General features: G+C 42.0%; 20 protein-coding genes. 9 read left to right on the plus strand and 11 right to left on the minus strand.

Annotation, left to right across the window (positions count from 1 at the left end; translation table 11 throughout):
• Positions 1-316 precede the first annotated feature (316 nt).
• Complete coding sequence (gene sthA, locus G3341_RS18800) at positions 317-1,714, plus strand: Si-specific NAD(P)(+) transhydrogenase (RefSeq protein ID WP_154624411.1); 1,398 nt, start codon at positions 317-319, stop codon at positions 1,712-1,714.
• Positions 1,715-1,786: 72 nt separating this feature from the next.
• Here sthA and oxyR read toward each other — a convergent pair whose 3' ends face one another.
• Positions 1,787-2,695: a DNA-binding transcriptional regulator OxyR gene (gene oxyR, locus G3341_RS18805; protein WP_154624410.1), complete on the minus strand. Its 909-nt coding sequence runs from the start codon at positions 2,693-2,695 to the stop codon at positions 1,787-1,789.
• 1,509 nt (positions 2,696-4,204) lie between these two features.
• On the opposite strand from oxyR, the gene G3341_RS18810 reads away from it, so the two are divergent.
• Positions 4,205-4,537 (plus strand): pilus assembly protein, encoded by a 333-nt coding sequence (locus tag G3341_RS18810; RefSeq protein WP_154622549.1) that lies wholly within the window; start codon positions 4,205-4,207, stop codon positions 4,535-4,537.
• A gap of 60 nt (positions 4,538-4,597) precedes the next feature.
• Positions 4,598-4,954, plus strand: a complete 357-nt coding sequence (locus G3341_RS18815) for a hypothetical protein (protein WP_154622550.1) — start codon at positions 4,598-4,600, stop codon at positions 4,952-4,954.
• 74 nt (positions 4,955-5,028) lie between these two features.
• Here G3341_RS18815 and argH read toward each other — a convergent pair whose 3' ends face one another.
• The 4 genes from argH to argC form a co-directional block, all read right to left on the minus strand.
• Complete coding sequence (gene argH / locus G3341_RS18820) at positions 5,029-6,405, minus strand: argininosuccinate lyase (RefSeq protein ID WP_154622551.1); 1,377 nt, start codon at positions 6,403-6,405, stop codon at positions 5,029-5,031.
• 77 nt (positions 6,406-6,482) lie between these two features.
• A complete protein-coding gene (locus G3341_RS18825) occupies positions 6,483-7,703 on the minus strand; it encodes an argininosuccinate synthase (RefSeq protein ID WP_154622552.1) in 1,221 nt (406 codons plus the stop codon).
• A 77-nt stretch (positions 7,704-7,780) separates the two neighbouring features.
• Complete coding sequence (gene argB / locus G3341_RS18830; RefSeq protein ID WP_154622553.1) at positions 7,781-8,557, minus strand: acetylglutamate kinase; 777 nt, start codon at positions 8,555-8,557, stop codon at positions 7,781-7,783.
• A 37-nt stretch (positions 8,558-8,594) separates the two neighbouring features.
• Complete coding sequence (argC, locus tag G3341_RS18835; RefSeq protein WP_163863328.1) at positions 8,595-9,599, minus strand: N-acetyl-gamma-glutamyl-phosphate reductase; 1,005 nt, start codon at positions 9,597-9,599, stop codon at positions 8,595-8,597.
• Positions 9,600-9,701: 102 nt separating this feature from the next.
• Between argC and argE the strand changes: the two genes are divergently transcribed.
• Both argE and metF read left to right on the plus strand, forming a co-directional pair.
• A complete protein-coding gene (gene argE / locus G3341_RS18840) occupies positions 9,702-10,856 on the plus strand; it encodes an acetylornithine deacetylase (protein WP_163863330.1) in 1,155 nt (384 codons plus the stop codon).
• A 228-nt stretch (positions 10,857-11,084) separates the two neighbouring features.
• Positions 11,085-11,969, plus strand: a complete 885-nt coding sequence (gene metF / locus G3341_RS18845; protein ID WP_154622556.1) for a methylenetetrahydrofolate reductase — start codon at positions 11,085-11,087, stop codon at positions 11,967-11,969.
• Positions 11,970-12,021: 52 nt separating this feature from the next.
• Here the strand turns inward: metF and G3341_RS18850 are convergent, their stop codons facing one another.
• From G3341_RS18850 to metB, 5 genes are all read right to left on the minus strand, one after another.
• On the minus strand, positions 12,022-13,137 hold the full coding sequence (locus tag G3341_RS18850) for a TPM domain-containing protein (protein WP_163863332.1): 1,116 nt from the start codon (positions 13,135-13,137) through the stop codon (positions 12,022-12,024).
• On the minus strand, positions 13,134-13,727 hold the full coding sequence (locus G3341_RS18855; RefSeq protein WP_163863334.1) for a LemA family protein: 594 nt from the start codon (positions 13,725-13,727) through the stop codon (positions 13,134-13,136). Before G3341_RS18855 ends, G3341_RS18850 begins: the two co-directional genes overlap by 4 nt.
• A 335-nt stretch (positions 13,728-14,062) precedes the next feature.
• Complete coding sequence (gene ppc / locus G3341_RS18860) at positions 14,063-16,702, minus strand: phosphoenolpyruvate carboxylase (RefSeq protein WP_154622559.1); 2,640 nt, start codon at positions 16,700-16,702, stop codon at positions 14,063-14,065.
• Between the two features lie 405 nt (positions 16,703-17,107).
• The gene (locus G3341_RS18865; protein WP_163863336.1) at positions 17,108-19,549 is read right to left on the minus strand and encodes a bifunctional aspartate kinase/homoserine dehydrogenase II; all 2,442 of its coding nucleotides are present in this window, start codon (positions 19,547-19,549) and stop codon (positions 17,108-17,110) included.
• Between the two features lie 11 nt (positions 19,550-19,560).
• Positions 19,561-20,721 (minus strand): cystathionine gamma-synthase, encoded by a 1,161-nt coding sequence (gene metB, locus G3341_RS18870; RefSeq protein ID WP_163863338.1) that lies wholly within the window; start codon positions 20,719-20,721, stop codon positions 19,561-19,563.
• A 310-nt stretch (positions 20,722-21,031) separates the two neighbouring features.
• Here metB and metJ point away from each other — a divergent pair, with 310 nt between their 5' ends.
• From metJ to G3341_RS18885, 3 genes are all read left to right on the plus strand, one after another.
• Complete coding sequence (gene metJ, locus G3341_RS18875) at positions 21,032-21,349, plus strand: met regulon transcriptional regulator MetJ (RefSeq protein ID WP_004924597.1); 318 nt, start codon at positions 21,032-21,034, stop codon at positions 21,347-21,349.
• A 182-nt stretch (positions 21,350-21,531) separates the two neighbouring features.
• On the plus strand, positions 21,532-22,275 hold the full coding sequence (locus G3341_RS18880) for a hypothetical protein (RefSeq protein ID WP_163863340.1): 744 nt from the start codon (positions 21,532-21,534) through the stop codon (positions 22,273-22,275).
• A gap of 224 nt (positions 22,276-22,499) precedes the next feature.
• Entirely contained in the window at positions 22,500-22,802 is a 303-nt protein-coding gene (locus tag G3341_RS18885) for a hypothetical protein (protein ID WP_163863342.1), read from the plus strand.
• Positions 22,803-22,933: 131 nt separating this feature from the next.
• Here the strand turns inward: G3341_RS18885 and rpmE are convergent, their stop codons facing one another.
• Entirely contained in the window at positions 22,934-23,149 is a 216-nt protein-coding gene (rpmE, locus tag G3341_RS18890; protein WP_154622565.1) for a 50S ribosomal protein L31, read from the minus strand.
• Positions 23,150-23,366: 217 nt separating this feature from the next.
• Between rpmE and priA the strand changes: the two genes are divergently transcribed.
• Positions 23,367-25,565, plus strand: coding sequence for a primosomal protein N' (gene priA, locus G3341_RS18895; RefSeq protein ID WP_154622564.1), 2,199 nt, complete (start codon positions 23,367-23,369; stop codon positions 25,563-25,565).
• The last annotated feature ends 6 nt before the right edge of the window (positions 25,566-25,571 follow it).

Below are 25,571 nucleotides of genomic sequence, written 5' to 3' on the forward strand. Positions count from 1 at the left end.
GTTTGAGGGAAAAAGCGATTAAGTATACAGATTACTGCTTTTCAGAATTTGACCAAATCATTTTTCAATAACTTTTGGCTTTTCATGGCTTAATTGCTCAAAATTCATTACCCCATTTAAATAAGGCATAAAGAAATATTTTTCTGAATCAAAGCCAGCCACGCCTGTTAATTTAAGCTGTCGATTCCCCGTCAGCCAATAAAATAAGCGGTATAAATTAAGTTATAGATTGAAAGGTCATGACTAAAACGGGTAAATAATCAGCGGATATGCTAACATCATGTTGTCATTTTGTTTTTATAGCAGGTCTTACCTCATGCAACACATTCATTTTGATGCAATCGTCATTGGTTCCGGGCCAGGTGGAGAAGGCGCCGCCATGGGACTGGTGAAGCAAGGAAAAAACGTCGCCGTTATAGAACGTTATAATAGTGTCGGCGGTGGCTGTACCCACTGGGGAACCATTCCCTCCAAAGCACTCCGTCATGCCGTTAGTCGAATTATCGAATTCAACCAAAATCCTCTCTACAGTGATAATTCTCGCTCTTTACGCTCCTCTTTCTCTGAAATCCTTAAGCATGCTGAAAGTGTCATTAGCCAACAAACACGTATGCGTCAAGGTTTTTATGAGCGTAATGGCTGCACAATGTTTTCTGGCGAAGCAACCTTTATTGATGAGCGCCATGTTAGTGTGCGCTATGCGGATGGAAGCTGCGATGTTCTCAGCGCAGATAATATTGTGATAGCGACAGGCTCTCGCCCTTATTGTCCATCCGATGTTGATTTTAATCACTCCCGTATTTACAACAGTGATACCATCCTAAATCTCACCCATGAGCCGCGTCATGTGATTATTTATGGTGCTGGCGTGATTGGTTGTGAATATGCATCTATCTTCCGCGGATTAGGTGTTAAAGTTGATTTAATTAATACTCGCGATCATTTACTGGCATTCTTAGACCAAGAAATGTCAGATGCCCTTTCTTATCACTTCTGGAATAGCGGTATCGTTATTCGTCATAACGAAGAATATGAAAAAATTGAAGGCGTCGATGATGGGGTTATTGTTCATCTTAAGTCAGGCAAAAAAGTCAAAGCTGACTGTTTACTTTACGCTAACGGGCGGACAGGTAATACAGACAAGCTTGGCTTAGCTAATGTTGGTATTGAAGCTGATGGCCGAGGACTCGTTAAAGTCGATAGCGCATATCGTACATCTAATGAACGTATTTATGCTGTTGGCGATGTTATTGGTTACCCAAGCTTGGCATCCGCTGCTTATGACCAAGGTCGTATTGCCGCTCGAGCTATTGCCGAAGATCTAGGAAATGCCCATCTAGTTGAAGATATTCCTACTGGTATTTATACCATCCCTGAAATTAGTTCTGTTGGTAAAACAGAACAGCAATTAACAGCGATGAAAATTCCATACGAAGTCGGACGCGCTCAATTTAAGCATTTGGCTCGCGCGCAAATTGCGGGTATGAATGTTGGCAGCTTGAAAATTCTATTTCATCGTGAAACATTGCAGATCTTGGGTATCCACTGTTTCGGTGAAAGAGCCGCTGAAATTATTCATATCGGTCAAGCTATCATGGAGCAAAAAGGGGAAGGAAATACGATCGAGTATTTTGTGAATACTACATTCAACTACCCTACGATGGCAGAAGCATTTCGTGTCGCAGCATTAAATGGGTTAAACCGTTTATTTTAAGCAGTGACGTTAGTGATTGCCGAAAATCACACGGCAATCACTACTCGCAAGTAAAATAGATTCTATGTCACTTTAACGCGCCTTTTGGCTGTAATAACTACTCATTAAATTATAAATAGCTTCAGCAAGTTGCTCATAGCGTCCACGTAATGGTGATCCTGGACGATAAACTAATACCACAGTACGCTTTGGTTCTGGATGAATACAATTTAAGTAGCACACCCCATCACGACATGTTTCACTCGGTACCGCCAAATCAGGTAATAATGTAATTCCACTTCCCGCCGCGACCATATTCCGCAAAGTTTCTAAACTGGTAGCACGAAAATGTGTATCTTCTTTTGCGCCAGCTTGGAAACAAAAGCCCATGGCTTGATCACGTAAGCAATGGCCGTCTTCAAGCATCAATAGCTTTTCACCTGCTAATTCACTCATATCAATAGTGTCGCGATCACGCCATGAATGACCTTCATAAATAGCTAACTTCATCGGTTCTTCAAATAAAGGAACCACAATAAACGGATCTGTTTCTTTTACTTGAGCCAAAATTGCACAATCTAATTTCCCACTATCGAGCTGCGCGAGTAATTGTTGCGTTTGCGCTTCGTGTAAATAGATCTCAAGTTTAGGAAACAGTTTATGCAATTCGGGAATAATCAGAGGTAGAAGATAAGGAGCAATTGTCGGAATTAACCCTATATGTAAAGGTCCCGACATACTTTCACCTTGTAGAGCCGCCATTTCTTGTAATACTTTAATTTCGCGTAAAATCGTTCTCGCTTGTTCAACAAGCAGCAACCCCTGTTGAGTAAATAACACTTTACGACTGGTTCGTTCCAGTAACATAACACCGAGTTCTTCTTCTAACTTACGTATTTGGCCACTCAGTGTTGGTTGACTCACGTGACAAGAGTCCGCGGCTCGACGAAAGTGTTTGTGTTCAGCTAATGCTACTAGATATTCCAGATCGCGAATGTTCATTTTGCAGCCCTTCTTAATATAGATTGCCAATCAGTATAGCAGAAATCTAATGCTTTTAACTATCAATTACCATTGAGATGCTCAGTATTTCTTCATCTTTACTGCTTTAGGTATCCTGTGTACTCAGCATAAACATGTCTAAATGAAACCAAATATAACTAAATATTACATTGAATCTCTCATAAAATAACCCAATAGAACATTTCAAATATCATTAATTTTCATCGTTTTGATGAAATTAAATACCATTATTAATGAAATAAATAGTAATATTAGTTCACGTTTATTAACATATTATTTATAAATATATTTTTTAGCTCTGTGCCCCCCTGCTAAAGAAAACTCAAAACCCACCATAAAAAATTAATCACTTAACTAAGAAATATAAATAATATTTATACCCCAAAAATTATCGATGCCGTGATTAACTTTGAAGTTTTTCACTAATAATTAGCAACATATTATTAGTGAAAAAATAAATTGCATTCCAAAATGGAGGCTATATTTAGGTAAATAAGAAGGAACAACAAAAAGGAAATAGACGTTAATGGAATAGCGATTTTCTGGAATGCTTAAAACCTATTACAGGTACAGCCAAAGGAGAAACGCTATGAAAAGCTTAAATCCTATCGTAAACCGTATTAATCCATTCACATTCCTGTACTCAATTAGCAAAACGCTTAGCGACTTGTTAAACACTGTACTTATCGTTGGAACCACCGCGTTTCATTGGTGGCAAGTCCTGTCAGCATTCATAACAACGATCTTGATAACTAAAAAGAATCACTCATATAGATATGAAGAGAATTATGGCTTTCACGATGAGAAGCACAATAGCCACCAAAAAATTAAGAATGGCATTACCTAACTATCATTAGAGAGTTAATAAGCAAAGCACACCGATAGGTATAAACAACTAATGTACTCTTATTGGCCCTGTAATACGCCGATTGAGTGTTAAAGATATAAATTTATTATTACATAAAATCAGCCATCAATATTAACAACAGATAATTAAGTAAAATAAAAACATTTTAAAGACTTACAAATATATTAAGGTAAAACACAATAAGGATTAAAAAAGATAATTAATAATTCACTTACCCAGTGAAACATTTAGATACATTATGTCGATTTTGTTTATTGATTTATTAATTTTAATTAAAAAATCAATAAAAATTCCCATGATTTACTTTATATTTTACATCAAGTTAGATAATGACTTTTTTCACACTGCGAAAGATAAAACCAACAAAATAAAGACAGGCAGTGGCATATAACACCAAATACCAACAATTGATGATATTTTACAGAGTTTAATTCTGACACATTATACATAAGGCAATGCTGTGCATAAATAAAGCCAACTCATTTTAAATATATTTACTCACATTTGCTTTTTAAAATTAACACCTAAATCGAGTTGATATCTATATAATTCGCTCATCAAAAATTGGTGGTAATTAATATACGCAAACCACACTTAAATATATCTAGAGGATGAAAGCCATGATGAAAAAAGTCGTCATATCATCAATGTCACTTGTATTACTCGCTACAGTACTATTAACAGAGAATGCACAAGCAAAGACAAACAATACCACCATTACATTTAAAGCAGCTATTGTACAACCGCCTTGCAGCTATGATTTTAATAACAACAACGTTCAATTGAATTGTTTTAATAGCAAAGAAAATAAAACTAAAAAATCAAATATTCATTACTCACGACAAAGCAAAACATCTGAATGGAAGCAAACAACTGATAATCGCGGCATATATCAATTCAAATGGACGAATAAAGAAAGAAATCTTGCCATGATTTCAGTGCAGTACCTTTAACAAAAAACAAATAAAAACAAACAGTTAATTATAAACTACAGATCAGCAAGGAAAAAAATCATGAAAACATTATCTTCAACTTTAAACAAAAATCTTTTCGCTCTATTAACAGTACTCTTAATGACTCCTGTATTTAGCGTTGCAGATACGGAAGTAAAACAAAGAACGCACAGTGGGGTTATTCATTTTACTGGCTCTATTGTCCATCCACCTTGTATGAACAGTGTAAGCAACCAACAACAATTAATATTTAATTGCTTAAATGACAAGGCGGATATGGTAGAAGAAAAATTGGATATCAAAAAAATAGCGCAGTCTAAAGACTGGGGAACCATGAATAATGGTAGAGGCGTTTATACCTATCATTGGGTTGATAAGCAAAGTCAATTAGGCCTTTTAACAATTAAGTATATTTAAGTAGCAACGACTGACCTCGGGGTAGAATAACTACCCCGCTTTTTTTATGTTTCTACTCAACACCCAACCATCTCTTACAGCCCTAAACGTAATTTAGCTTCGATGATTGCCTGACTCACTTGGCTCTTTGCAACCCCACCTTTGGCTAAACGCTTATCTAAGCATGATTGTAACGATAAGATTTGATATACATCGAGTTGGATAGTATCACTGAATTTTTGTAAATCACTTAATGTCATTTCTTCCAACGCTTTTCCTTGGCTAATTGCCGCCACAACGGCTTCGCCCACAATATGATGTGCTTCACGGAATGGAACGCCTTTAGCAACAAGGTAGTCTGCGAGTTCTGTCGCATTGGCATAGCCTTGTTTTGCTGCGTCTTCACAACGATGACGACGGATTTGAATACCATCTAACACCAATGCAGCCATATGCATACAGTCTAGCCACGTATCAAGAGCATCAAACAGGCCCTCTTTATCTTCTTGCATATCTTTATTATAAGCTAATGGCAATCCTTTAAGTGTCATCATCATCCCAGTTAATGCCCCTTGCACACGACCACACTTACCACGAATTAACTCAAGTGCGTCTGGGTTTTTCTTTTGAGGCATTAATGATGAACCGGAGGTAACTTTGTCAGAAAGTTCAACAAAACCAGCTTCACCGCTATTGAAGAAAATTAAATCTTCCGCAAAACGGGATAAGTGAACCATACCAATGCTTGCATCAGATAACAGTTCTAAAACATGATCCCTATCTGACACCGTATCAAGACTATTACGTGTTGCAGATGCAAACCCCAGCCAAGAAGCCAGTTGTTCACGGTCAATATCGTAAGCCGTACCTGCCAATGCACCACAGCCTAATGGGCTAACATCTAAACGTTTTAATGTATCTTTGAGGCGGCTTTCATCCCGAGCCAGCATTTCACTGTATGCTAAACACCAGTGTGCGAAAGTAACGGGTTGTGCACGTTGTAAGTGGGTGTAACCAGGCATCACTGCATTTTGATTATTTTCAGCAGTGATAACTAAGGCTTTTTGTAGCTCAATCACCGCTTCTAATAGTTGTGCTATTTGGTCTTTACACCATAATTTCAAATCCGTCGCGACTTGGTCGTTACGGCTACGACCCGTATGCAGTTTTTTACCTAAATCACCTACTTTATCAATCAGTTTTCCTTCAACCCAGCTATGAATATCTTCTGCATCACTTTGCAAAATGCTTTCGGGGTTATCTTGTACTTCTTTCAATAGCGCCTTCAATGCCTGTTCAAGGGATTGTTGTTCTGCTTCTGATAACACCCCGACTGTGACTAACGCTTTTGACCAGGCAACCGAACCAATAATGTCTTGTTGCGCCAAGCGGTAATCAAAACGCAATGAATCATTAAATTGTTTAAACCGTTGATCGGCTTCTTGACTAAAACGTCCACCCCAAAGTGCCATAACTGTTCCCTATCTGATTGATAAAATAAATGTTATCCCCGACAGCCAATGGCTGTCGGCGGAGTATTTCAATAAAACTATTTCGCTTTGTTCTGCTCTTTGAGTGCACGAATACGTGAAGAAAGAGAATATAAACGGATAAAGCCACCAGCATGGCTGTGATCATAGACTTCATCTTCACCAAAAGTTGCAAACTCTTCTGAATACAGGCTGTTATCAGCTTTTTTCTGAATAGCCGTCACTTGCCCTTTATACAGTTTCAAAACAACTTCACCGGTGACATCCTGCGCTAAAGATTCTGCTGCCGCTTGCAGTGATTGACGTAAAGGAGCGAACCAACGCCCATCATAGACCACATAAGACATTTCTAGGCCTAGCTGCTCACGCCATTTGAAGCTATCGCGATCCAAAACAAGTTGCTCAATACCACGTAGAGCTGCCATCATAATGGTGCCTCCGGGGGTTTCATAACAACCACGAGACTTCATGCCTACTAAACGGTTTTCAACGATATCAATACGACCCACACCGTGTTTCGCACCTAAGACGTTTAATGCTTCAAGGCAACCGAGTGGAGATAAAGCTTGGCCATTAACAGAAACCACTTCCCCTTGTTTAACGCCAACAGTGACGAGTTCCGCTTCATCTGGGGCATCTTTTGGATCCACAGTCCACACCCAGCAGTCTTGGTTGGCTGCATTCCAAGTACTTTCTAATACGCCACCCTCAGTCGAAATATGCCATGCGTTTTCATCGCGGCTATAAATTTTCTCTAAACTTGCCGTTGTTGGAATATTACGTTCTTTCAGGTAGTCCAGTAGCGCTTCACGGGAACGTAAATTCCACTCACGCCACGGCGCAACAACTTTTAACTGAGGTGCCAGCGCGGTGTATGTGCTTTCAAAACGCACTTGGTCATTTCCTTTACCGGTTGCGCCATGCGCAACGGCATCGGCCCCAACTTTTAATGCGATTTCAACTTGTGCTTTAGCAATAATAGGACGTGCCATCGACGTGCCTAATAGGTAGCTTCCTTCATATAACGCACCCGTTTTTAATACTGGGTAGATATATTCTTTGATAAATTCTTCGCGCAGATCCACCACATAACATTCAGATGCACCTGATTGCAGTGCTTTTTGCTCCACACCCACCAGATCTTCTCTGTCTTGACCTACATCTGCCACAAAGGCAACCACTTCGCAGTCATCATAGTTTTCTTTCAACCATGGAATAATGGCTGATGTATCTAAACCGCCTGAATATGCCAATACGATTTTTTTGATGCCCTTTTTCATAACTTACCTATCCCGATTTCGCTTAATTAAAGAGTTCATGTGTTATTGGTTGGCAAAGCCCCCCGAACGCACCCATTTTATGATGCTAAAATCCGCGTACCGATGGCTGTGCCATTAAATAGTGCGGGGAGTTGCTCTGCATGACGCCAACTTGCAATGTCTACTGGGCGTTGCAACGTTTTTGCTGCGTCTAATGCCGCGTTCACTTTGACGATCATGCCATCTGTGATAATGCCTTGTTCAATGAGCTTCTGCGCTTTTGCTGTGGTCATTTCATCAATTTTTTGCCCTTTCCCATCGAGGATGCCGCTAACATCTGATAATAGGACTAAGTCGGCATTCAAAGCTTGTGCGATAGCCGTTGCTGCTTGGTCAGCATTCACATTCATCAATAAACCCTGTTCAGTCACACCGATCGAGCTTATGATAGGTAAATAACCTGCCCCCAATAGTAACTGTAACAATTTAGGATCACCGGGTTTCGCATCCCCAACATGACCAAGCTCATCATTTAACTGGCTGACTGTTGCACTTTGTCCATCACCTAATGATAGTCCAACCGCTTGTAACTGGTATTTAGTCGCCCACGCCAATAGTGTTTTGTTGGCAGTGCCTGCTAATGCACCAGTGATAATATCAATCTGATCAGCAGGTGTGACACGGAGTCCTTGTTTCTTCACCACCGGTAATTGGAGCTTTTGCATAAGTTCATCAACCAGACAACCACCACCATGTACAATCACTAAAGGTCGTTGATGAGACTGACGATAGGTTTGTAATGCAGTAAATAATCTTTCAAGCGCTTCTTCGCTATCCAGTAATACACCACCCAATTTGATCACTAATGGTTGCATGGGTTAATCCTTAATAAGTTCGTTGACCGTGATATCACTAAAGTAATGATTGCGTTTCATTAAAACCGAAACGAATATTCATGCACTGTACCGCTTGTGCCGCTGCACCTTTTAATAAGTTGTCTTCCGTTCCGACTAAGATTAGGTGCTCGCCTTTTAATACAAAGCCAATATCGCAAAATGGTGTGCCAACGACAGCTTTCAGTGCTGGAACACCTTTTTCATACAAACGCACTAGCGGTTTGTTGTGATAGGCATCTTTGAAGACTTGTTGAATCTGTTCGGTCGTCACACCAGCGTTTACCTTACAAGTAATCGTAGCCAAAATACCGCGAGAAAAATTCCCCAAGTGCGGTGTAAAAATGACTTCACGTCCCAAATGCGTTGCGATTTCAGGTTGATGACGATGCGTGAAAATACCGTATGGCTGTAAACTCACTTCACAAAAACTATTTGTCATAGAAGCTTTACGACCCGCGCCCGAGACCCCACTCGTCGCGTTAATCACTGGCCACATTTGGTCATCAAGTAGTTTCGCTTCAATCAACGGTTTCAACGCTAATTGAGAAACCGTTGGATAGCATCCCGGCACAGCGATGAGTTGTGCTTGACGAATTTTGTCGGCTTGCCACTCAGCAAGGCCGTAAACCGCTTGATTTAACCATTGACTGTTTGTATGTTCGAATCCGTAATATTTTGGGTAGAAAGCGGCATCTTGAACACGATAAGCACCCGATAAATCAAAGACGACACAGCCTGCCTCTAAAAACTGAGGGGCGATGTCATGGCTAACTTCATGAGCAGTGGCAAGAAAAACGACATCAATACCTTGTGCCGCAGCCGCAACATCCGTTAATGGTAAGACAGGAATATCGATAATACCCTTATACTGGGGATGTAGATCAGAAAAGCATTTACCTGCATCAGCACTTTGAGCTGACACCATCAATCCCTGAAGATTTATTTCAGGATGACGTTGCAGATAAGCCGCTAATTCTGCTCCAGTATAACCACTGGCTCCGATAATGAGTGTGTTCAACATATGCTTTCTACCTTGTGCTCGTGACCCAAACAGTTTAATGTGTATTTTTATTCAAATAAAGTGCATGAATATTGATACTATTATGGATAAAGGCTGTCAACAGTGAATATTAAATTACCTGCATTTATTGAGATTTATCGTCAATTAATTGCCACTCCCTCTATCAGTGCCACTGATTCGCAACTCGATCAGAGTAATAAAGCTCTGGTCGAACTGCTTGGTGGGTGGCTAGAAACACTCGGGTTTACGGTGAATATACAACCAGTGCCAGATACCCGCGACAAATACAACCTACTCGCGACGATTGGTGAAGGAAGTGGTGGCTTGATGCTATGTGGCCACACGGATACCGTGCCGTTTGATGAAGGTCGATGGAGCAAAGATCCATTTACCCTGACAGAACAAGACGGCAAGTTATATGGCCTCGGCACTGCGGATATGAAAGGCTTTTTTGCTTTTATCGTTGATGCGTTGCGTGATATTGATATCAATAAACTGACTCGCCCACTGCATATCCTTGCAACGGCAGATGAAGAAACATCAATGGCTGGGGCGCGTTATTTTGCGGCCAGTACACAGCTACGTCCTGATTTTGCGATTATTGGTGAGCCAACCTCACTACAACCGATACGAGCACATAAAGGCCATCTTTCCAATGCGATCCGTATTACTGGCCAATCAGGCCATTCGAGTGACCCTGCCCGAGGCATTAACGCAATTGAATTGATGCATGAATCTATTTCACATCTCATGACACTGCGTAATACGCTGAAAGAGCGCTATCACAATCCAGCTTTTGTCATCCCTTATCCAACCATGAATTTTGGTCATATTCATGGTGGAGATGCAGCTAACCGAATTTGTGGTTGCTGTGAATTGCACATGGATATTCGCCCATTACCTGGGCTGACTTTACAAGATCTCGATGAATTATTAAATGAATCCTTAGAGCCGGTGAAAAAACAATGGCCGGGACGGTTAGCCATTGAATCTCTCCACCCACCGATCCCCGGTTATGAGTGCCCAACCGATCATAAAATGGTTGCAGTGATTGAACAGCTCCTTGGTCAAAAAGCGGATACCGTAAATTACTGTACTGAAGCGCCATTTATTCAAGAATTGTGTCCAACGTTGGTACTGGGCCCCGGCTCTATTGAACAAGCGCATCAACCCGATGAATTTATTGATATGAAATTCATCGAACCCACTCGACAACTCATTAGCCAGTTAATTGAGCACTTCTGTTTAACTGAATAAAAATGCGTTCTGCGCAATAATCTTTGGTTATTGCGCATTTTCTTACATGAATTTTTTTCCTATTCCCCCTGAAAAACCCTCACACCTCTATTTCATTTAAGTGTTGACTCAGTATCAGCATATCCGGTAATCTCTATTTAGACGTCTAAACGTATAGACGCACAAATGGATATAATCAATTATCGATACAATTTTCGTTTCGTCATTACAAAGTCATGAGGACAGGGTATGAGTTTCTTTCACGCAAATCAGCGCGAAGCGCTAAATCAAAGTCTCGCTGAGCTAGATGGGCAAATTAATGTCTCCTTTGAGTTTTTTCCGCCACGCACTGAAGAGATGGAACAAACCCTGTGGAAATCCATTGATAGACTGAAAAACCTTAAACCCAAATTTGTCTCTGTAACTTATGGTGCAAATTCAGGTGAGCGTGATAGAACCCATAGCATTATTAAAGATATTAAAGACAAAACCGGCTTAATTGCAGCGCCTCATTTGACTTGTATTGATGCATCCCGTGAGGAACTCAAAGAAATCGCGCGTGATTACTGGAATAACGGTATTCGCCAAATCGTGGCATTACGTGGTGACTTGCCGGATAATAGCCGTAAACCAGATATGTATGCGGCTGATTTAGTTGAGCTTCTTAAAACAGAAGCAGATTTTGATATTTCAGTCGCCGCTTACCCAGAAGTGCACCCTGAAGCTAAAAGCGCCCAAGCTGATTTGATTAGCTTAAAAAAGAAAATTGATGCGGGAGCGAATCGGGCTATTACGCAATTTTTCTTTGATGTAGAGAGCTATTTACGTTTTCGTGACCGCTGCGTCGCAACAGGGATTGATGTTGAAATTGTACCGGGAATTCTCCCTGTCTCAAACTTCCGTCAATTGGAACGTTTTGCCAAGCTGACCAATGTGCGTATCCCATCATGGATGAATAAAATGTTTGAAGGGTTAGATAACGATCCTGAAAGCCGTAATTTAGTTGGCGCCTCAATTGCCATGGATATGGTGAAGATTTTAAGCCGTGAAGGCGTGAAAGATTTCCATTTTTACACCTTAAACCGCTCTGAACTGACGTATGCGATTTGCCACACGCTTGGAGTAAGACCATAGCCGCTATAGAGTATGAAGGCCGCACTTTGCGACCTTCATCTCTCTTATGCTATTACCAATGCCCTGAGGCACCACCGCCGCCACTCAACCCACCACCGCCTCCGCCACTGTCATGATCACTCGATGAACTCGAGGAGCTTGACGAGCTCGATGAACTCGAAAAATCCGATGAGCTAAAAGAAGAGGAATAATAAGGTCGGCAAATATCATTCCATTCCTGTTGTTGCTGTCGGTAAGCAGGCAAAATGGTATGTATCACGACCAAAAGTATTGATGTCGCAAACATGCTCCCTACAACACAAAATAGGGCCATCAAGAGAAGTAAAATTAGGTCAAATCTTCCTTCTAACAAGGTCGTTAATAACATGAGTGCTAAATAATAGAGAGTCGTTATCAACAACGTACTAAATAGTGAAGGAAAGTAGTATTTATATTGATGATACTTTTTTAGCTTAGCTAACTGTAGCTGTTGATTTGCTCGTGCCCGTTTGGATTTATCCGCATACGCGATACGATAGATTTTCTTTTCAATATATAGTCGACGTTGTTTAGTACCATAGAAGAGCGCCGTAAAATAAGCGGTAATAAATGATATGAAATAGAAGAGTTTATAGTTCTCGATACTCTTTGGTAGCACAAATCCACCATAAGAGCCGCCCATTTGATAGCCTACGGCTTCATTGATCACATTTATCACACGGGATACGCTATTTTGGATCCCTGTGTAATAATGTTCATGTTTAAAATTAGGAATAATACTTTGGCGAATGATACGCCCAGAGAGGGCATCGGTCATCACGCCTTCATAACCATACCCAACTTCAAAACGGACATTGCGGTCGTCTAGCGATACAACAAGCAATATACCATTATTTTTGCCTTTTTTTCCGAGTCCCCAACGATTAAACGCGCGTAATGAAAATTGCTCTATTGTTTCAGGTGCTGTCGTTGGAACAATATAAACAACAAATTGCGTTCCATCACCACGCTGCTTTTCAAAGTTTAATAGCTGGTTATTTAACGTTTGATACTGTGACTCACTTAATAGACCTGCATGGTCGAGTACCCTATCACTTCCCAATGCAGGAAGTGGAATGTGTTGTGTCGCCCAAGTTCCGCTGCTCAATACACAGAATAATAATAGCCAGATGACATGCCGATATTTCAATTAAAATCCACCGTCGGTACTGTTTTTATCGCCTGTTCGTTTTCTACGTTAAAATTTGCTTTTGCAGAGTCACCAAAATAACTTGCAATCAAGTTATTAGGGAACTTGCGAATTTGTGTATTGTATTGGCGGACTGCTTCAATATAACGACCTCTTGCAACTGCAATACGATTTTCAGCACCTTCCAGTTGTGTCATTAAGTCTTGATATAATGGGCTTGCTTTAAGGTCTGGATAACTTTCCGATATGGCTAATAAATGGGATAATGATTGCCCTAATTGTGCTTGTGCTTTTTGATACTCCGCTAAAATAGCAGGGTCTGATAACGCACTGGCATCAATGTTAATTGCCCCAACTTTCGCCCTTAATTGCACAACGTCTATCAGTATTTTTTCTTCATAACCAGAATAACCTTTTACCACATTAATTAAATTCGGAATAAGGTCAGCACGACGTTGATATTGGTTAATAACTTCGGATGCGGCAGCATCAACAGCTTCATCATTTTGTTGAATACTGTTGTAGTTGGTAATGACAATGACCGAAATAATAATAATAAGCGCTAAAATAGAAATAATCAGTTTACGCATTGTTATGACACTCTATCCTTCGGATATCCGTTGTTGAATACAACCGGAATAAATTAAATCTGACCGACATCCATCATTCCATTAGTCGTTTGATACATGAATGAAGTCATGCAATTCAGTCCATAACTCATGTCTATTTTAGCAACTTAACATAAATATCAACAAAGTTCCTGTGGTTATTCTCAATAAGATAAGTGATACCACTGCGTCAAAGGCAATACAGAAAAAATCAATAAAAAAAGAAGGCGCCATTATCAATTTGGCAACCTTCTTACTGTTTTAATAAAGGATGTGATATCGGCCAAATCAGCGAACTGATCTGACCGGTATATTACCTAGCCAGTATTGCGCATCCCCGCAGCGACACCCGCAATCGTCACCATCAGCGCTTGTTCAACACGTGGGTCGGGTTGTTCTTGTTGGCGAGAACGGTGTAATAGCTCCGCTTGTAATACGTTGAGTGGATCTGTATACACGTTACGTAATGCGATCGACTCAGCAATCCAAGGTAAGTCCGCCATTAAAGCTTCATCCTTCGATACCGCGAGCACACTCTTAATATCTTCAGAAAGCTGCTCACGTAATTTTAGCCCCAGCGGCCATAAACGTTCTTCGACCAAGCGATGGTCGTAATATTCCGCCAGCCACAAGTCAGCCTTGGCGTAAACCATCTCCAACATGGCGATGCGGGTGTTAAAGAACGGCCATTGTTGCCACATCTCATCTAATATGGCTTGTTTACCGTCTTCCTCAATCACGTATTTCAAGGCAGCACCAGCACCTAGCCATGCAGGCAACATAAGGCGGTTTTGGGTCCATGCAAAAATCCATGGAATGGCACGTAATGTTTCGACACCCCCAGTTGGACGGCGTTTTGCTGGACGTGAGCCCAATGGCAATTTGCCTAATTCGAGTTCAGGCGTTGCAGCACGGAAATATGGCACAAAGTCAGGTTGTTCACGTACATAATCACGATACATGGCGCACGAAACATCAGAGAGCGTATCCATCACGGATTTCCACTCTTGTTTCGGCTCAGGAGGTGGCAACAAGTTGGCTTCTAAAATGGCACTCGCATACAGAGCAAGACTACTGATCGCCACTTGCGGCAAACCAAATTTAAAGCGGATCATTTCACCTTGTTCGGTAACACGTAAGCCGCCTTTCAAACTACCCGGTGGTTGAGATAAGAGAGCTGAGTGTGCAGGTGCACCGCCACGACCGATAGTACCACCTCGGCCGTGAAATAGCGTCAAGGTTACCCCTTCTTTATCACATAGCTTAATTAACGCATCTTGTGCTCGATATTGCGCCCATGAAGCAGCCATGACTCCCGCATCTTTTGCCGAATCTGAATAACCAATCATGACCATTTGACGATCATCAATCAGCTCACGGTACCACTCGATACTCAATAATTTTTTCATCACGCTTTCAGCATTATTTAAGTCTTCAAGTGTTTCAAAAAGCGGTGCGACAGGCAGGCGAATAGATGCGCCAGCTTCTTTTAGCAGTAATTTAACGGCTAAAACGTCAGAAGGTACTTTCGCCATAGAAATAACATAGGCGGCAATAGAATCATTTTTCGATTCGGCAATAACGCGGCACGTTTCGAAGACTTCTTCTGTTTCTGGGCTAGGTTGCCAGTTACGTGGGATCAGTGGGCGACGTGATTGTAGTTCAGACAAAAGAAACGCTTGTTTTTCGTCTTCAGACCACGCGGCATAATCACCTAAACCAAGGTATTGAGTCAGTTCAGAAAGTGCTTCTGTATGACGCGTACTTTCTTGGCGAACATCAATACGCACCAGTTGCAGGCCGAAACTACGGATACGGCGTAAGGTATCCAGTAATTGTCCATTAGCAATAATGCTCATCCCACACGCCATCAGTGACTGATAACAAGCGTATAAAGGCTCCCACAATTGCGCATTATCCGTCAGTAAATCAGCAGGAGGTAATACCTGCTCGCCTTTTACGCGGCGCTCTAAATATTCTAATGTGGAGAAAAGCTGGCCTCGTAAATTTTTTGCAATTTGACGGTATGGCTCATCAATATCATCCCCTCCCGCTAACGCCCGTAGCTCTGGCGTCGCTTCTGTCATGGACAATTCAGAAACGAGCACTTGAATATCTTTCAAAAATAAATCGGCAGCTTTCCAGCGACTAAGCAATAAGACATGACGAGTCACTTCAGCGGTGACATTCGGGTTACCGTCGCGATCTCCCCCCATCCAAGAAGTAAAACGAATTGGGTTTGCTTCGACAGGAAGTTCAGCACCAATTGAATCTTCAAGTTGTTCGTTAAATTCACGTAAGAAAGCCGGAACTGCTTCCCACAATGAATTTTCAACTACGGCAAATCCCCATTTTGCTTCATCAATCGGCGTTGGGCGTATTTTACGGATTTCATCTGTATGCCATGATTGAGCGACCAACTGGCGTAAACGACGCATAATATTATTGCGTTCATAATCAGCCAGATCATCATGATCGAGTTGCGATAAACAGTTATTAACCTCAACCAATTTATGGATCAAGGTACGGCGTGCGATCTCAGTCGGATGCGCCGTTAATACCAGTTCGATCGACAGCTGATTGACTGCCTGACAGAGATCAGCATCGGTAAAATGTTTCTCTTTTAAGCGACTAAAAAGTTTTTTAAGTGCAACAGGATTACTCGCTGCTTCACCATGTGGAGAGATGCTGTGATACTGTTCAGCAACATTCGTCAGATTCAGAAATTGGTTAAACGCCCTTGCAACTGGCAATAGCTCGTCATTAGAGAGGTTTTGTAGCGTCATCAATAGTTTTTGGCGTTGTACTTCATTACCCGCGCGTGATGACTTTGATAACTTACGGATAGATTCAACTTTATCGAGGATATCCTCACCTAACGCTTCTTTGATTGTGTCGCCAAGTAGTTTACCCAGCATACTGACATTACTGCGCATTGCGGAATATTGCTGATTCATGAGACTCCTGACCTTGTGCTTCTGGCAGAATGCAACACCGCCTCAGGTTGGTTGACGGTTAACAGACTGCGACCTAATTTCCTGTAACTAAATTTCAATCGGCTGCGATAGAGTTGTTGTTTTGTGATACAGCCGCCAAATTTTACCCTTGTCTCTATATAGATATCAGAAAAAAAGCACTTTGGGGGATTTTTCTGAAATTTAATTACAGCCTTATTCTTATTAGTTTTTCTTATTTAAGTATTGTTTCAGCGCAATATATCGTCGATTCAGCACTTTCAAGACATGAATATTGCTTAAGAATTAAATCATCAGAACAAAAAGGTGAAAAATAGGAGAAGAAAAATAAGGGAAATCACGGATAGTGATAGTAGGCACCATCGCGATGCCTAACTATCAAACTGATTAAAGCAATTGTGAAAGCCGATTAAGGTCTGATTGAATAGCTCCAGCAGTCACATCACGGCCGGCACCAGGGCCACGTATAACTAATGGATTATCACGATACCAGCGACTTTCTATCGCGAACACATTATCCCCTGGTAGCAGAGAAGAGAGTGGATGTTCAGGCTTAACGGCTTCAACACCAACACGAGCGCGACCTTTCACCGCATCAAATCGTGCAACATAGCGCAATACCATTCCCATTTCTTTAGCGGCTTCTAAACGCTGCTGCATTTGTTCATTAATGACCGCACTATTTTCAAAGAACTCGTCTAAAGACCCCTCTTCTGCCTGCGCTGGCACCAAGGATTCAACACGCACATCACTCGGTTCAATTTCATAGCCCGCCTCGCGTGCTAAAATAATCAATTTACGCATAACATCCTCACCTGAAAGGTCAATGCGAGGATCCGGTTCCGTCAGCCCTTGCTGCCATGCTTGTTCGACTAGCTCGCTAAAAGGCACTGAACCATCAAACTGTAAAAACAGCCATGACAACGTACCTGAAAAAATACCACTAATCGCTAAAATTGCATCGCCGCTCTCTTTAAGATCGCGTACGGTATGGTTGATTGGTAGACCGGCTCCCACCGTCGCATTGTATAACCAATGACGGCCAGTCTTACTGAATGCATCACGGATCTGACGATACTGTTGTGTTGGTGCAGCGCCGGCAATTTTATTTGCGCTGATCACATGGAAGCCATAGCTAGCGAAATCCACATAACTATCTGCTAACGCTTGGCTGGCGGTCACATCAAGCACCACTAAATCATCGTATGGATGTGCGCGCATCCATAAAAAGAGATTATCATCTTCATGCTCAACCGCTTCATCGTCGAAAAACGCTAACGCACGGCTAGGATCAATTCCTTGATAATTCAGTAAGCTACGGCGACTATCGACAACGCCGGCCAACACAAAATCAAAATCACTGCGTGCTGAAATATTGGGTTGTTCTGTGGCAAACAGCTCCAACCAACGCGCACCAATATTACCTTTACCAAACAATACCAACCCTATACGTTTTTCAGCACGAAAGAGGCTTTGATGCATGCCTTGAATAACATGGTCAGTCTGATTTGAACGCAAGACCGCGACTAAACTGATACCTTCTTCTGAATGCCAAACAAATTCAACTGGTTGTTCTTTTAACTCTTCATAGAAACGATGACTATGCAGTGGGTTCTTACAGACACCAGCACCAACGAGTGCCACCAGCGAAAAGCCTTCCCGAAGAGATAATGTGCCCGGCAATGCCGCTTCTTCTAACACATCCAACGCACTTTCAACAATTTCAGCGGTATAGCAAAATTGTAATAGGTTTCTATCGGGGTGAATGCCATGCGCCAACGGGCGTAATTGAGTTCGCTTTAATAATAGATCAATATCTTTATATATCTGATTAAAATCACGCCCTTGTGCAATGCGCAACTCAATCAAACAGACGTCATCATGACTGGTTACAATCTTAGCGCCTGTGCCAGAGGCCAAAACACGTTCAATTTTTGTTGACCCTTGCTCTGGCTGGTAGCTACACCTCAACTGCAAATCAATATTACTGACAGAAACGGGCTGTAGTGTCCGTGTGTGTAAGACTGGGGCGGCAAGACGAGCTAATTCACTGGCTTCATCAAGCCGTAATAATGGTAATAAACAAGCATCTTTAATTTTGCGTGGATCCGCACTATAAACCCCCGCAACATCACTCCAAATTGTCACTTTTTCGGTGTTAGCTAGTGCACCGACTTGCGTGGCGGAGTAATCGCTACCATTACGGCCTAATAGCACGGTTTCTCCCGCTTGGTTACGCGAAATAAAACCGGTTACAACGAGACGATGCTTAGGATACTGCACTAAAATTTGTTGCAATAATTGGCGTGATTGCGACTCTTCAACCTGAGGTTGAGCGGCTCTTTCTGCCCGTAAAAAAGCACGAGCATCCAGCCATTCGCTTTGCATGCCAGCTTCCTGTAATACGGCTGACATGAGCCGCGCTGACCAAATTTCACCATGCCCGACAACCTCAGCATAAGAGGCATCATTAATAGGTTTATCTAATAACGTACTTAAACGCTCTAGGTCTTCAACAAATTGATGATTTAGTTGAGCCGCTTTTTCTTCAGACAATAACCCATTGATCAACTCTTGCTGATAACGACGCAAGTATTGCTGAACTTGATGAGCAGAAATACGATCACTTTGACTCAGTTTCAACCAGCTAATTAACTGGTTAGTTGTACTGCCAGCGGCGGAAACGACCATTAAGTCACCAGGCTGACTATAATTCGCCATAATGTTAGCAACTCGCTGGTAACATTTTACATCGGCTAAACTACTCCCCCCAAATTTATGTAACTGGCGGTGATATGGACCCGCCTCAACTGCTGTCAGTACGCTCATCAAATACTCCACTAACGTTGCGCTGCAACTCTAAATGCATTCTCTAAGTCTGCGATCAAATCTTCACTATCTTCGATCCCAACAGAAATTCTGAGTAGACTATCGGTAATACCGGCGGCGGCACGTGCTTCTGCCGACATCCCTGCATGGGTCATCGTTGCGGTATGCGAGATCAATGTTTCAACACCGCCTAATGACTCCGCCAATGTAAACAATGTTAATGCACTCAAAAAACGGCACAACTGTTGTTCATCGCCATTAAACTCGAAGCTCAGCATCGCACCAAAGCCTTTTTGCTGTTTCACCGCGATTTCATGACCAGCATGGTCTTGTAACGCTGGGTAGTATAACTTTTTCACCCATGGTTGAGCTGTAAGATAATTGACGATTTCCAGCGCATTACTTTGTTGCTGCTTAATGCGTGGAGACAACGTTCGTATCCCTCTTAACAACAGATAACTATCAAATGCGCCACCCGTGACACCAATATTATTCGCCCACCACGCTAATTCTAAAGCCCATTTTTCCTCTTTGGCAATCACTGCACCCGCAATAATATCTGAATGCCCATTAAGATATTTTGTACAGGAATGCACCACAAAATCTGCCCCTAACGCGATAGGTTGTTGTAAAACAGGGCTTAAAAACGTGTTATCGACAACAACGAAAGCCCCCACTTCATGCGCTAAACGCGCAATATGCTCAATATCATAAATAGTCAGTAGCGGGTTACTTGGTGTTTCGATCAGGACCAATTTAGGTTTTTTCTTCAGTGAAGCAAGTAGCTCATCTTGATTGTTTTGATTAACAAACTGTACTTGATAAGCGCCTCGTTGATGCTGGCTATTGAAGAGACGATAACTTCCACCATAACAATCATGAGGGGCGACCAGTAAGTCACCAGGCTGTAAAAACACCGTACATAAAAGATGTAATGCGGACATTCCACTGTTAGTCATTACCGCACCACTACCGCCTTCAAGCTGTGCGATGGTTCTTTGCACAATATCACGTCCTGGATTTCCTCGACGTGAATAATCATGAACTCTCGGCTCATTGAATCCTGTGAAGTTATAAGTGCTCGACAGGTAAATAGGGGGAACAACGCAACCAAACTGCGTATCTTCATTTAATCCATTATGAATGGCGATAGTCGACGGTTTAAGGGACATAAACGCTTCTCCTGATTGACGGTAAGTCAAATAATACCCATTAGATGTATGGACGTCAATATATCTAGACGTCCAAACTTCTTTACGTTTATACTAACTAATGAAATAATCATCCCTAAAGATTATGCGTAAATTGTTTGTAATTTGTACAAAATGAATTAACATAATAATTTTCAAAAGAAATTATTATATTTTATGCAGATTCTAACTGACTATGCTGGTTTTACATTCAAGAACACAAATATCTTGTTCTTGGAAAGATTACGGGCATATTATTTTTTATTATCAATGAAACTAACCAAGGTAACTCATGGCTGAATGGAACGGTGAATATATCAGTCCGTATGCTGAACATGGCAAAAAAAGTGAGCAAGTAAAAAAAATCACAGTATCGATCCCATTAAAGGTACTGAAAATTTTAACTGATGAGCGTACTCGCAGACAGATCAATAACTTGCGTCATGCAACCAACAGTGAGTTGCTGTGTGAAGCTTTCTTACACGCCTTCACGGGACAGCCTCTGCCAAATGATGAAGATTTGCGTAAAGAGCGTAGTGATGAAATCCCTGAAGCAGCAAAAGAGATCATGCGCGAACTTGGTATTGACCCAGAAACTTGGGAATATTAATTCTCTTTCCCCTTATCCTACTTACCTTGATTGCAGATTAAGGTTTTTAATCGGTAGGATAAGGGGCGATTATTCCTATTTATTTATATTTCAGACTCCCCCCAGTCCCTCTTTTTTGTGTTTATTTATACTTGTAGTGAGTTTTTCCTCTATCAACTATAAAGGCACAAAGGTTAATCTCCATGGGTTTATACGCTCAGGCTTCATTTGCTCTACTCAGTAGTGTTTTGCTGTTCACAGCGGGATGCTCTTCTTACCCACGCCAAGCAATCAATTCTACGGCAACACAGGAACCCCAACCGACGTCAACCGCAAAAACGTTAGGCACACAGTGGGGGGAAGATATTCACTCTGCCGTACAGGGTGTGACAGCCAGCCGCCTCACAGAGGCACCTTATGATGCCGCCACTATTTATTATCAAGGTGAAGCGGTACCAAAGCATATTGCAACACAAACTTATATCGCCGCATCTCCTCTCGAGATCCAAATACTCGATGAAAATAAACGCGCCATGCCAATGTACCGCCATTCCCAAAAGGGATATAAACTGCCAGCAACGGAGGGGATGCGTTATACGCTACAAATCACTAACAATGATAAAAATAGAACCTATGAGGTGGTCACTACTGTTGATGGCCTTGATGTCCTCAATGGACAAGCAGGCGCTTACCGAAATAGAGGCTATTTAATTCGACCAGGAAAGAAACTGACAATCGAAGGCTTTCGCAAGAATAGTCAGCACGTTGCCGCATTTCGTTTTGCAGCGCCTGAATCATCCTACGTGAATCAAAACGTACAAGGTGATGCTCGAAATATTGGCGTGATTGGCCTCGCTTTTTTTGAAGTACAGGAAACCTTACCTGCATGTGAAGCTAATCCGTTCCCAGCTAATACACAATACGCACCGGCTCCCTGCCGTAAGTAAGTATTAGTCGCGACATCACGCAATTAGCGTATCACCCCATACGCTAATTTTGCGTACCATCAACCGATTAATAATCCCCATATTGACATTAACGACCCGTTCTTAAACGCAGAAAAAACTCAGTATTGGTTATGGTATTCCCGTAACGCCTCAAACTCAGCGAATGCCTGAAGTCACTTTATCCTATAAAAATAGCCGCCGTAACCGCTATACCAAAACCAAACATGCTGAATTTACAGCAGAATGGCCGTATCGATAACAAACTCACCGTTCTGCAATTAGGAATGGATATCAAACATGATATTCATGAGATGTTCTCAGTGGATGAAGAAGTGGCTACAGAGATTAAACTCAACAGTGACCGTGATGCGTTTACGGGTTACATCCCTTATATTGATGCGTATGCCTATGATAAAGATGATGAGCGTACTGTTAACCCTTACACAGTTGCTGGACTCAATATTAACGTCACTCAGAACTCAACAATATGCCCCGTGTCGGTTGGCAACAAACGGACGACAATATGACAGTGTCAATGTCGATCTCCTATCACAAGTAAGAACCCAATGACTGGAAGGCGTTAAATGATTTTCAGCCATATTACGCGCATAAAAAAAGGGAAACTAAGTTTCCCTTTCTTCGCATTTCACAGGTTTGATTACTTCTTAGAACCTGGGATGCTGAAACGTTGGTTAAAGCGATCAACACGACCACCAGTAGCAACGTCACGCTGTTTACCAGTGTAGAATGGGTGGCAGCTACCACAAACGTCCAGGTTCAGCGAGTGACCTGCTGTTGAATTAATTTTCATAACATTACCGCAAGAGCAGGTTGCAGTAACTTCTTCGTATTTAGGGTGAATACCTTTTTTCATGGGAAAACCTCTATTAAGGCCGTGTCGCCATTCCAGCCCTAACGCCGGACACCACACGTCGTGTTGATTAAAATGATTTATTGGCAAAATTAGATACCAAAGGCGGCGGATCATACAGAAAATCTGTTTATCGCGCAATGAAAACCACGTAGTTTTTATGGTACTCTAACAAAATAATTAAACTATTATTGCATAAAAACTAGACGGAACTCCAGTTATGATCGTCGTTCAGGTGGCTTTACCTGTTCCTTTAAATCGTGCATTTGACTATCGCTTAGCCGACAACATGCCCATTCCCCCCATAGGTGGCCGTGTCATGGTGCCTTTTGGAAAGCGCCAAGCGCTCGGCGTGGTGGTCAATCACAGCCATACAAGTGAACTATCTGAAGATCAGTTAAAAACCATTGAGCTTGTTCTCGATAAAGAAACGCTATTCCCTGATGACTTATGGCAGCTATTACTATGGTCTGCACAATATTATCACTACCCCATTGGCGAAGTGTTGTTTCATGCACTGCCCATTCTATTACGACAGGGTAAGGCAGCGGAGTTTTCACCTATTTGGCAATGGCAGATAACACCACAAGGCAGCGCACTTGACCTTAATGAATTAAAACGTTCACCAAAACAGCAACAAGCGTTAGCATTGTTACGCCGCCGCTCCGTATATCGTCACCAAGTCGCTGAATTAGAATTAAGTGAAAGCGCATTACAATCACTGAAAAAGAAAGAATATATTGAGCTATATCCAGTTCAACCTATCACTGAAAAATGGCAATCACAATTTGCTGTCAGTGGTGAACGCCTACGCTTAAACAGTGAACAGGCTACCGCTGTTGGGGCTATTCGTGCCGAAGATGACCATTTTTCACCTTGGCTTCTTGCCGGCATTACTGGTTCAGGTAAAACGGAGGTTTATCTCAGTGTACTCGAAAACATTCTCGCTCAAGGTAAACAAGCACTGGTTTTAGTTCCTGAAATTGGCTTAACCCCACAAACAATTAGCCGTTTTCGAGAGCGATTTAATGCTCCCGTGGACGTACTCCATTCAGGATTAAATGATAGTGAGCGCCTTGCCGTGTGGCTACGTGCGAAGCAAGGCAGTAACGCTATTGTGATAGGAACTCGTTCCGCTCTGTTTACCCCTTTCGCTCGTTTAGGCATCATTATTATTGATGAAGAGCACGACAACTCTTACAAACAGCAGGATGGCTGGCGTTACCATGCGCGCGATCTCGCCGTCTTCCGCGCTAAAAAAGAAAATATCCCGATTATCATGGGAACAGCAACGCCTTCTTTAGAAACGTTATCCAATGTTCAGCAAAAAAAGTATCGCCAACTCAATTTAACATTACGAGCAGGTAATGCGCGTCCAGCGACACAACATCTGATTGATTTAAAAGGTCAACCGCTTAAATTTGGTTTATCCCATTTATTGATTAAGCATATTCAGCAGCATTTAGCGCAAAATAATCAGGTTATTTTGTTTTTAAATCGCCGAGGCTACTCACCCGCATTGCTCTGCCATGAATGTGGCTGGATAGCGGAATGCCAACGCTGCGATCACTATTACACCTTACACCAAAATTTCCGTCAGCTACGCTGCCATCATTGTGATAGCCAACGTCCCGTGCCTCGCCAATGCCCACACTGCGGCTCAACGCACCTTGTGCCTGTTGGTATGGGAACAGAGCAATTGGAAGAAGGCATCAATGAATTATTCCCTGACATACCTGTCACGCGTATTGACCGTGATACCACCAGCCGTAAAGGGGAACTTGAACAGCATTTAAATGAAGTACATGCTGGTGGAGCACGAATTTTGATTGGCACACAAATGTTGGCAAAAGGCCATCATTTTCCCGATGTCACGCTGGTCGCTTTATTGGATGTGGATGGCGCCCTGTTTTCAAGTGACTTTAGAGCCGCCGAGCGATTTGCTCAACTCTATGTTCAAGTTTCTGGACGAGCAGGCCGCGCGGGTAAACAAGGTGAAGTATTTTTGCAAACACATCACCCCGAGCACCCACTATTACTGACGCTATTAGAAAATGGCTATGAGGCATTTACTCAAGAAGCGATGGAAGAGCGGCGCATCGCTATGCTACCACCGTTTTCTAGCCATATTTTATTGCGTTCAGAAGATCACAATAATCAGGATGCTCGGCAATTTTTACAAAACGTTCGCCAATATATTACTGAACACCCGCAAAGTGATCCCCGTTTATGGATTTTAGGCCCTACCCCATCGATCCAAGCTAAGCGAGGTGGTCGCTTTCGCTGGCAATTATTATTACAACACCCATCACGAGGTTATTTGCAGCAATTTGTCGCACAAATTTTGCCTGAATTGCAGAGCCAACCAGAAAGCCGCAAAGTGAAATGGAATATTGACGTGGATCCCACTGACTGTTAGGTGATA

It is taken from the genome of Providencia vermicola (assembly GCF_010748935.1).
Classification (GTDB): Bacteria; Pseudomonadota; Gammaproteobacteria; order Enterobacterales; family Enterobacteriaceae; genus Providencia; species Providencia zhejiangensis.

Bases quoted from the DNA above. Each gene is read 5' to 3' on its own strand.
- metF (WP_154622556.1), top strand. From the start codon at position 11,085: ATGAGTTTCTTTCACGCAAATCAGCGCGAAGCGCTAAATCAAAGTCTC.
- rpmE (WP_154622565.1), bottom strand. From the start codon at position 23,149: ATGAAAAAAGGTATTCACCCTAAATACGAAGAAGTTACTGCAACCTGC.
- argB (WP_154622553.1), bottom strand. From the start codon at position 8,557: ATGCAACCATTAGTGATCAAATTGGGTGGTGTATTACTGGATAGCGAA.
- G3341_RS18825 (WP_154622552.1), bottom strand. From the start codon at position 7,703: ATGAAAAAGGGCATCAAAAAAATCGTATTGGCATATTCAGGCGGTTTA.
- metJ (WP_004924597.1), top strand. From the start codon at position 21,032: ATGGCTGAATGGAACGGTGAATATATCAGTCCGTATGCTGAACATGGC.
- G3341_RS18865 (WP_163863336.1), bottom strand. From the start codon at position 19,549: ATGAGCGTACTGACAGCAGTTGAGGCGGGTCCATATCACCGCCAGTTA.
- G3341_RS18855 (WP_163863334.1), bottom strand. From the start codon at position 13,727: ATGCGTAAACTGATTATTTCTATTTTAGCGCTTATTATTATTATTTCG.
- G3341_RS18810 (WP_154622549.1), top strand. From the start codon at position 4,205: ATGATGAAAAAAGTCGTCATATCATCAATGTCACTTGTATTACTCGCT.
- ppc (WP_154622559.1), bottom strand. From the start codon at position 16,702: ATGAATCAGCAATATTCCGCAATGCGCAGTAATGTCAGTATGCTGGGT.
- argC (WP_163863328.1), bottom strand. From the start codon at position 9,599: ATGTTGAACACACTCATTATCGGAGCCAGTGGTTATACTGGAGCAGAA.
- G3341_RS18815 (WP_154622550.1), top strand. From the start codon at position 4,598: ATGAAAACATTATCTTCAACTTTAAACAAAAATCTTTTCGCTCTATTA.
- G3341_RS18880 (WP_163863340.1), top strand. From the start codon at position 21,532: ATGGGTTTATACGCTCAGGCTTCATTTGCTCTACTCAGTAGTGTTTTG.
- sthA (WP_154624411.1), top strand. From the start codon at position 317: ATGCAACACATTCATTTTGATGCAATCGTCATTGGTTCCGGGCCAGGT.
- argH (WP_154622551.1), bottom strand. From the start codon at position 6,405: ATGGCACTTTGGGGTGGACGTTTTAGTCAAGAAGCCGATCAACGGTTT.
- G3341_RS18885 (WP_163863342.1), top strand. From the start codon at position 22,500: ATGCTGAATTTACAGCAGAATGGCCGTATCGATAACAAACTCACCGTT.
- metB (WP_163863338.1), bottom strand. From the start codon at position 20,721: ATGTCCCTTAAACCGTCGACTATCGCCATTCATAATGGATTAAATGAA.
- oxyR (WP_154624410.1), bottom strand. From the start codon at position 2,695: ATGAACATTCGCGATCTGGAATATCTAGTAGCATTAGCTGAACACAAA.
- priA (WP_154622564.1), top strand. From the start codon at position 23,367: ATGATCGTCGTTCAGGTGGCTTTACCTGTTCCTTTAAATCGTGCATTT.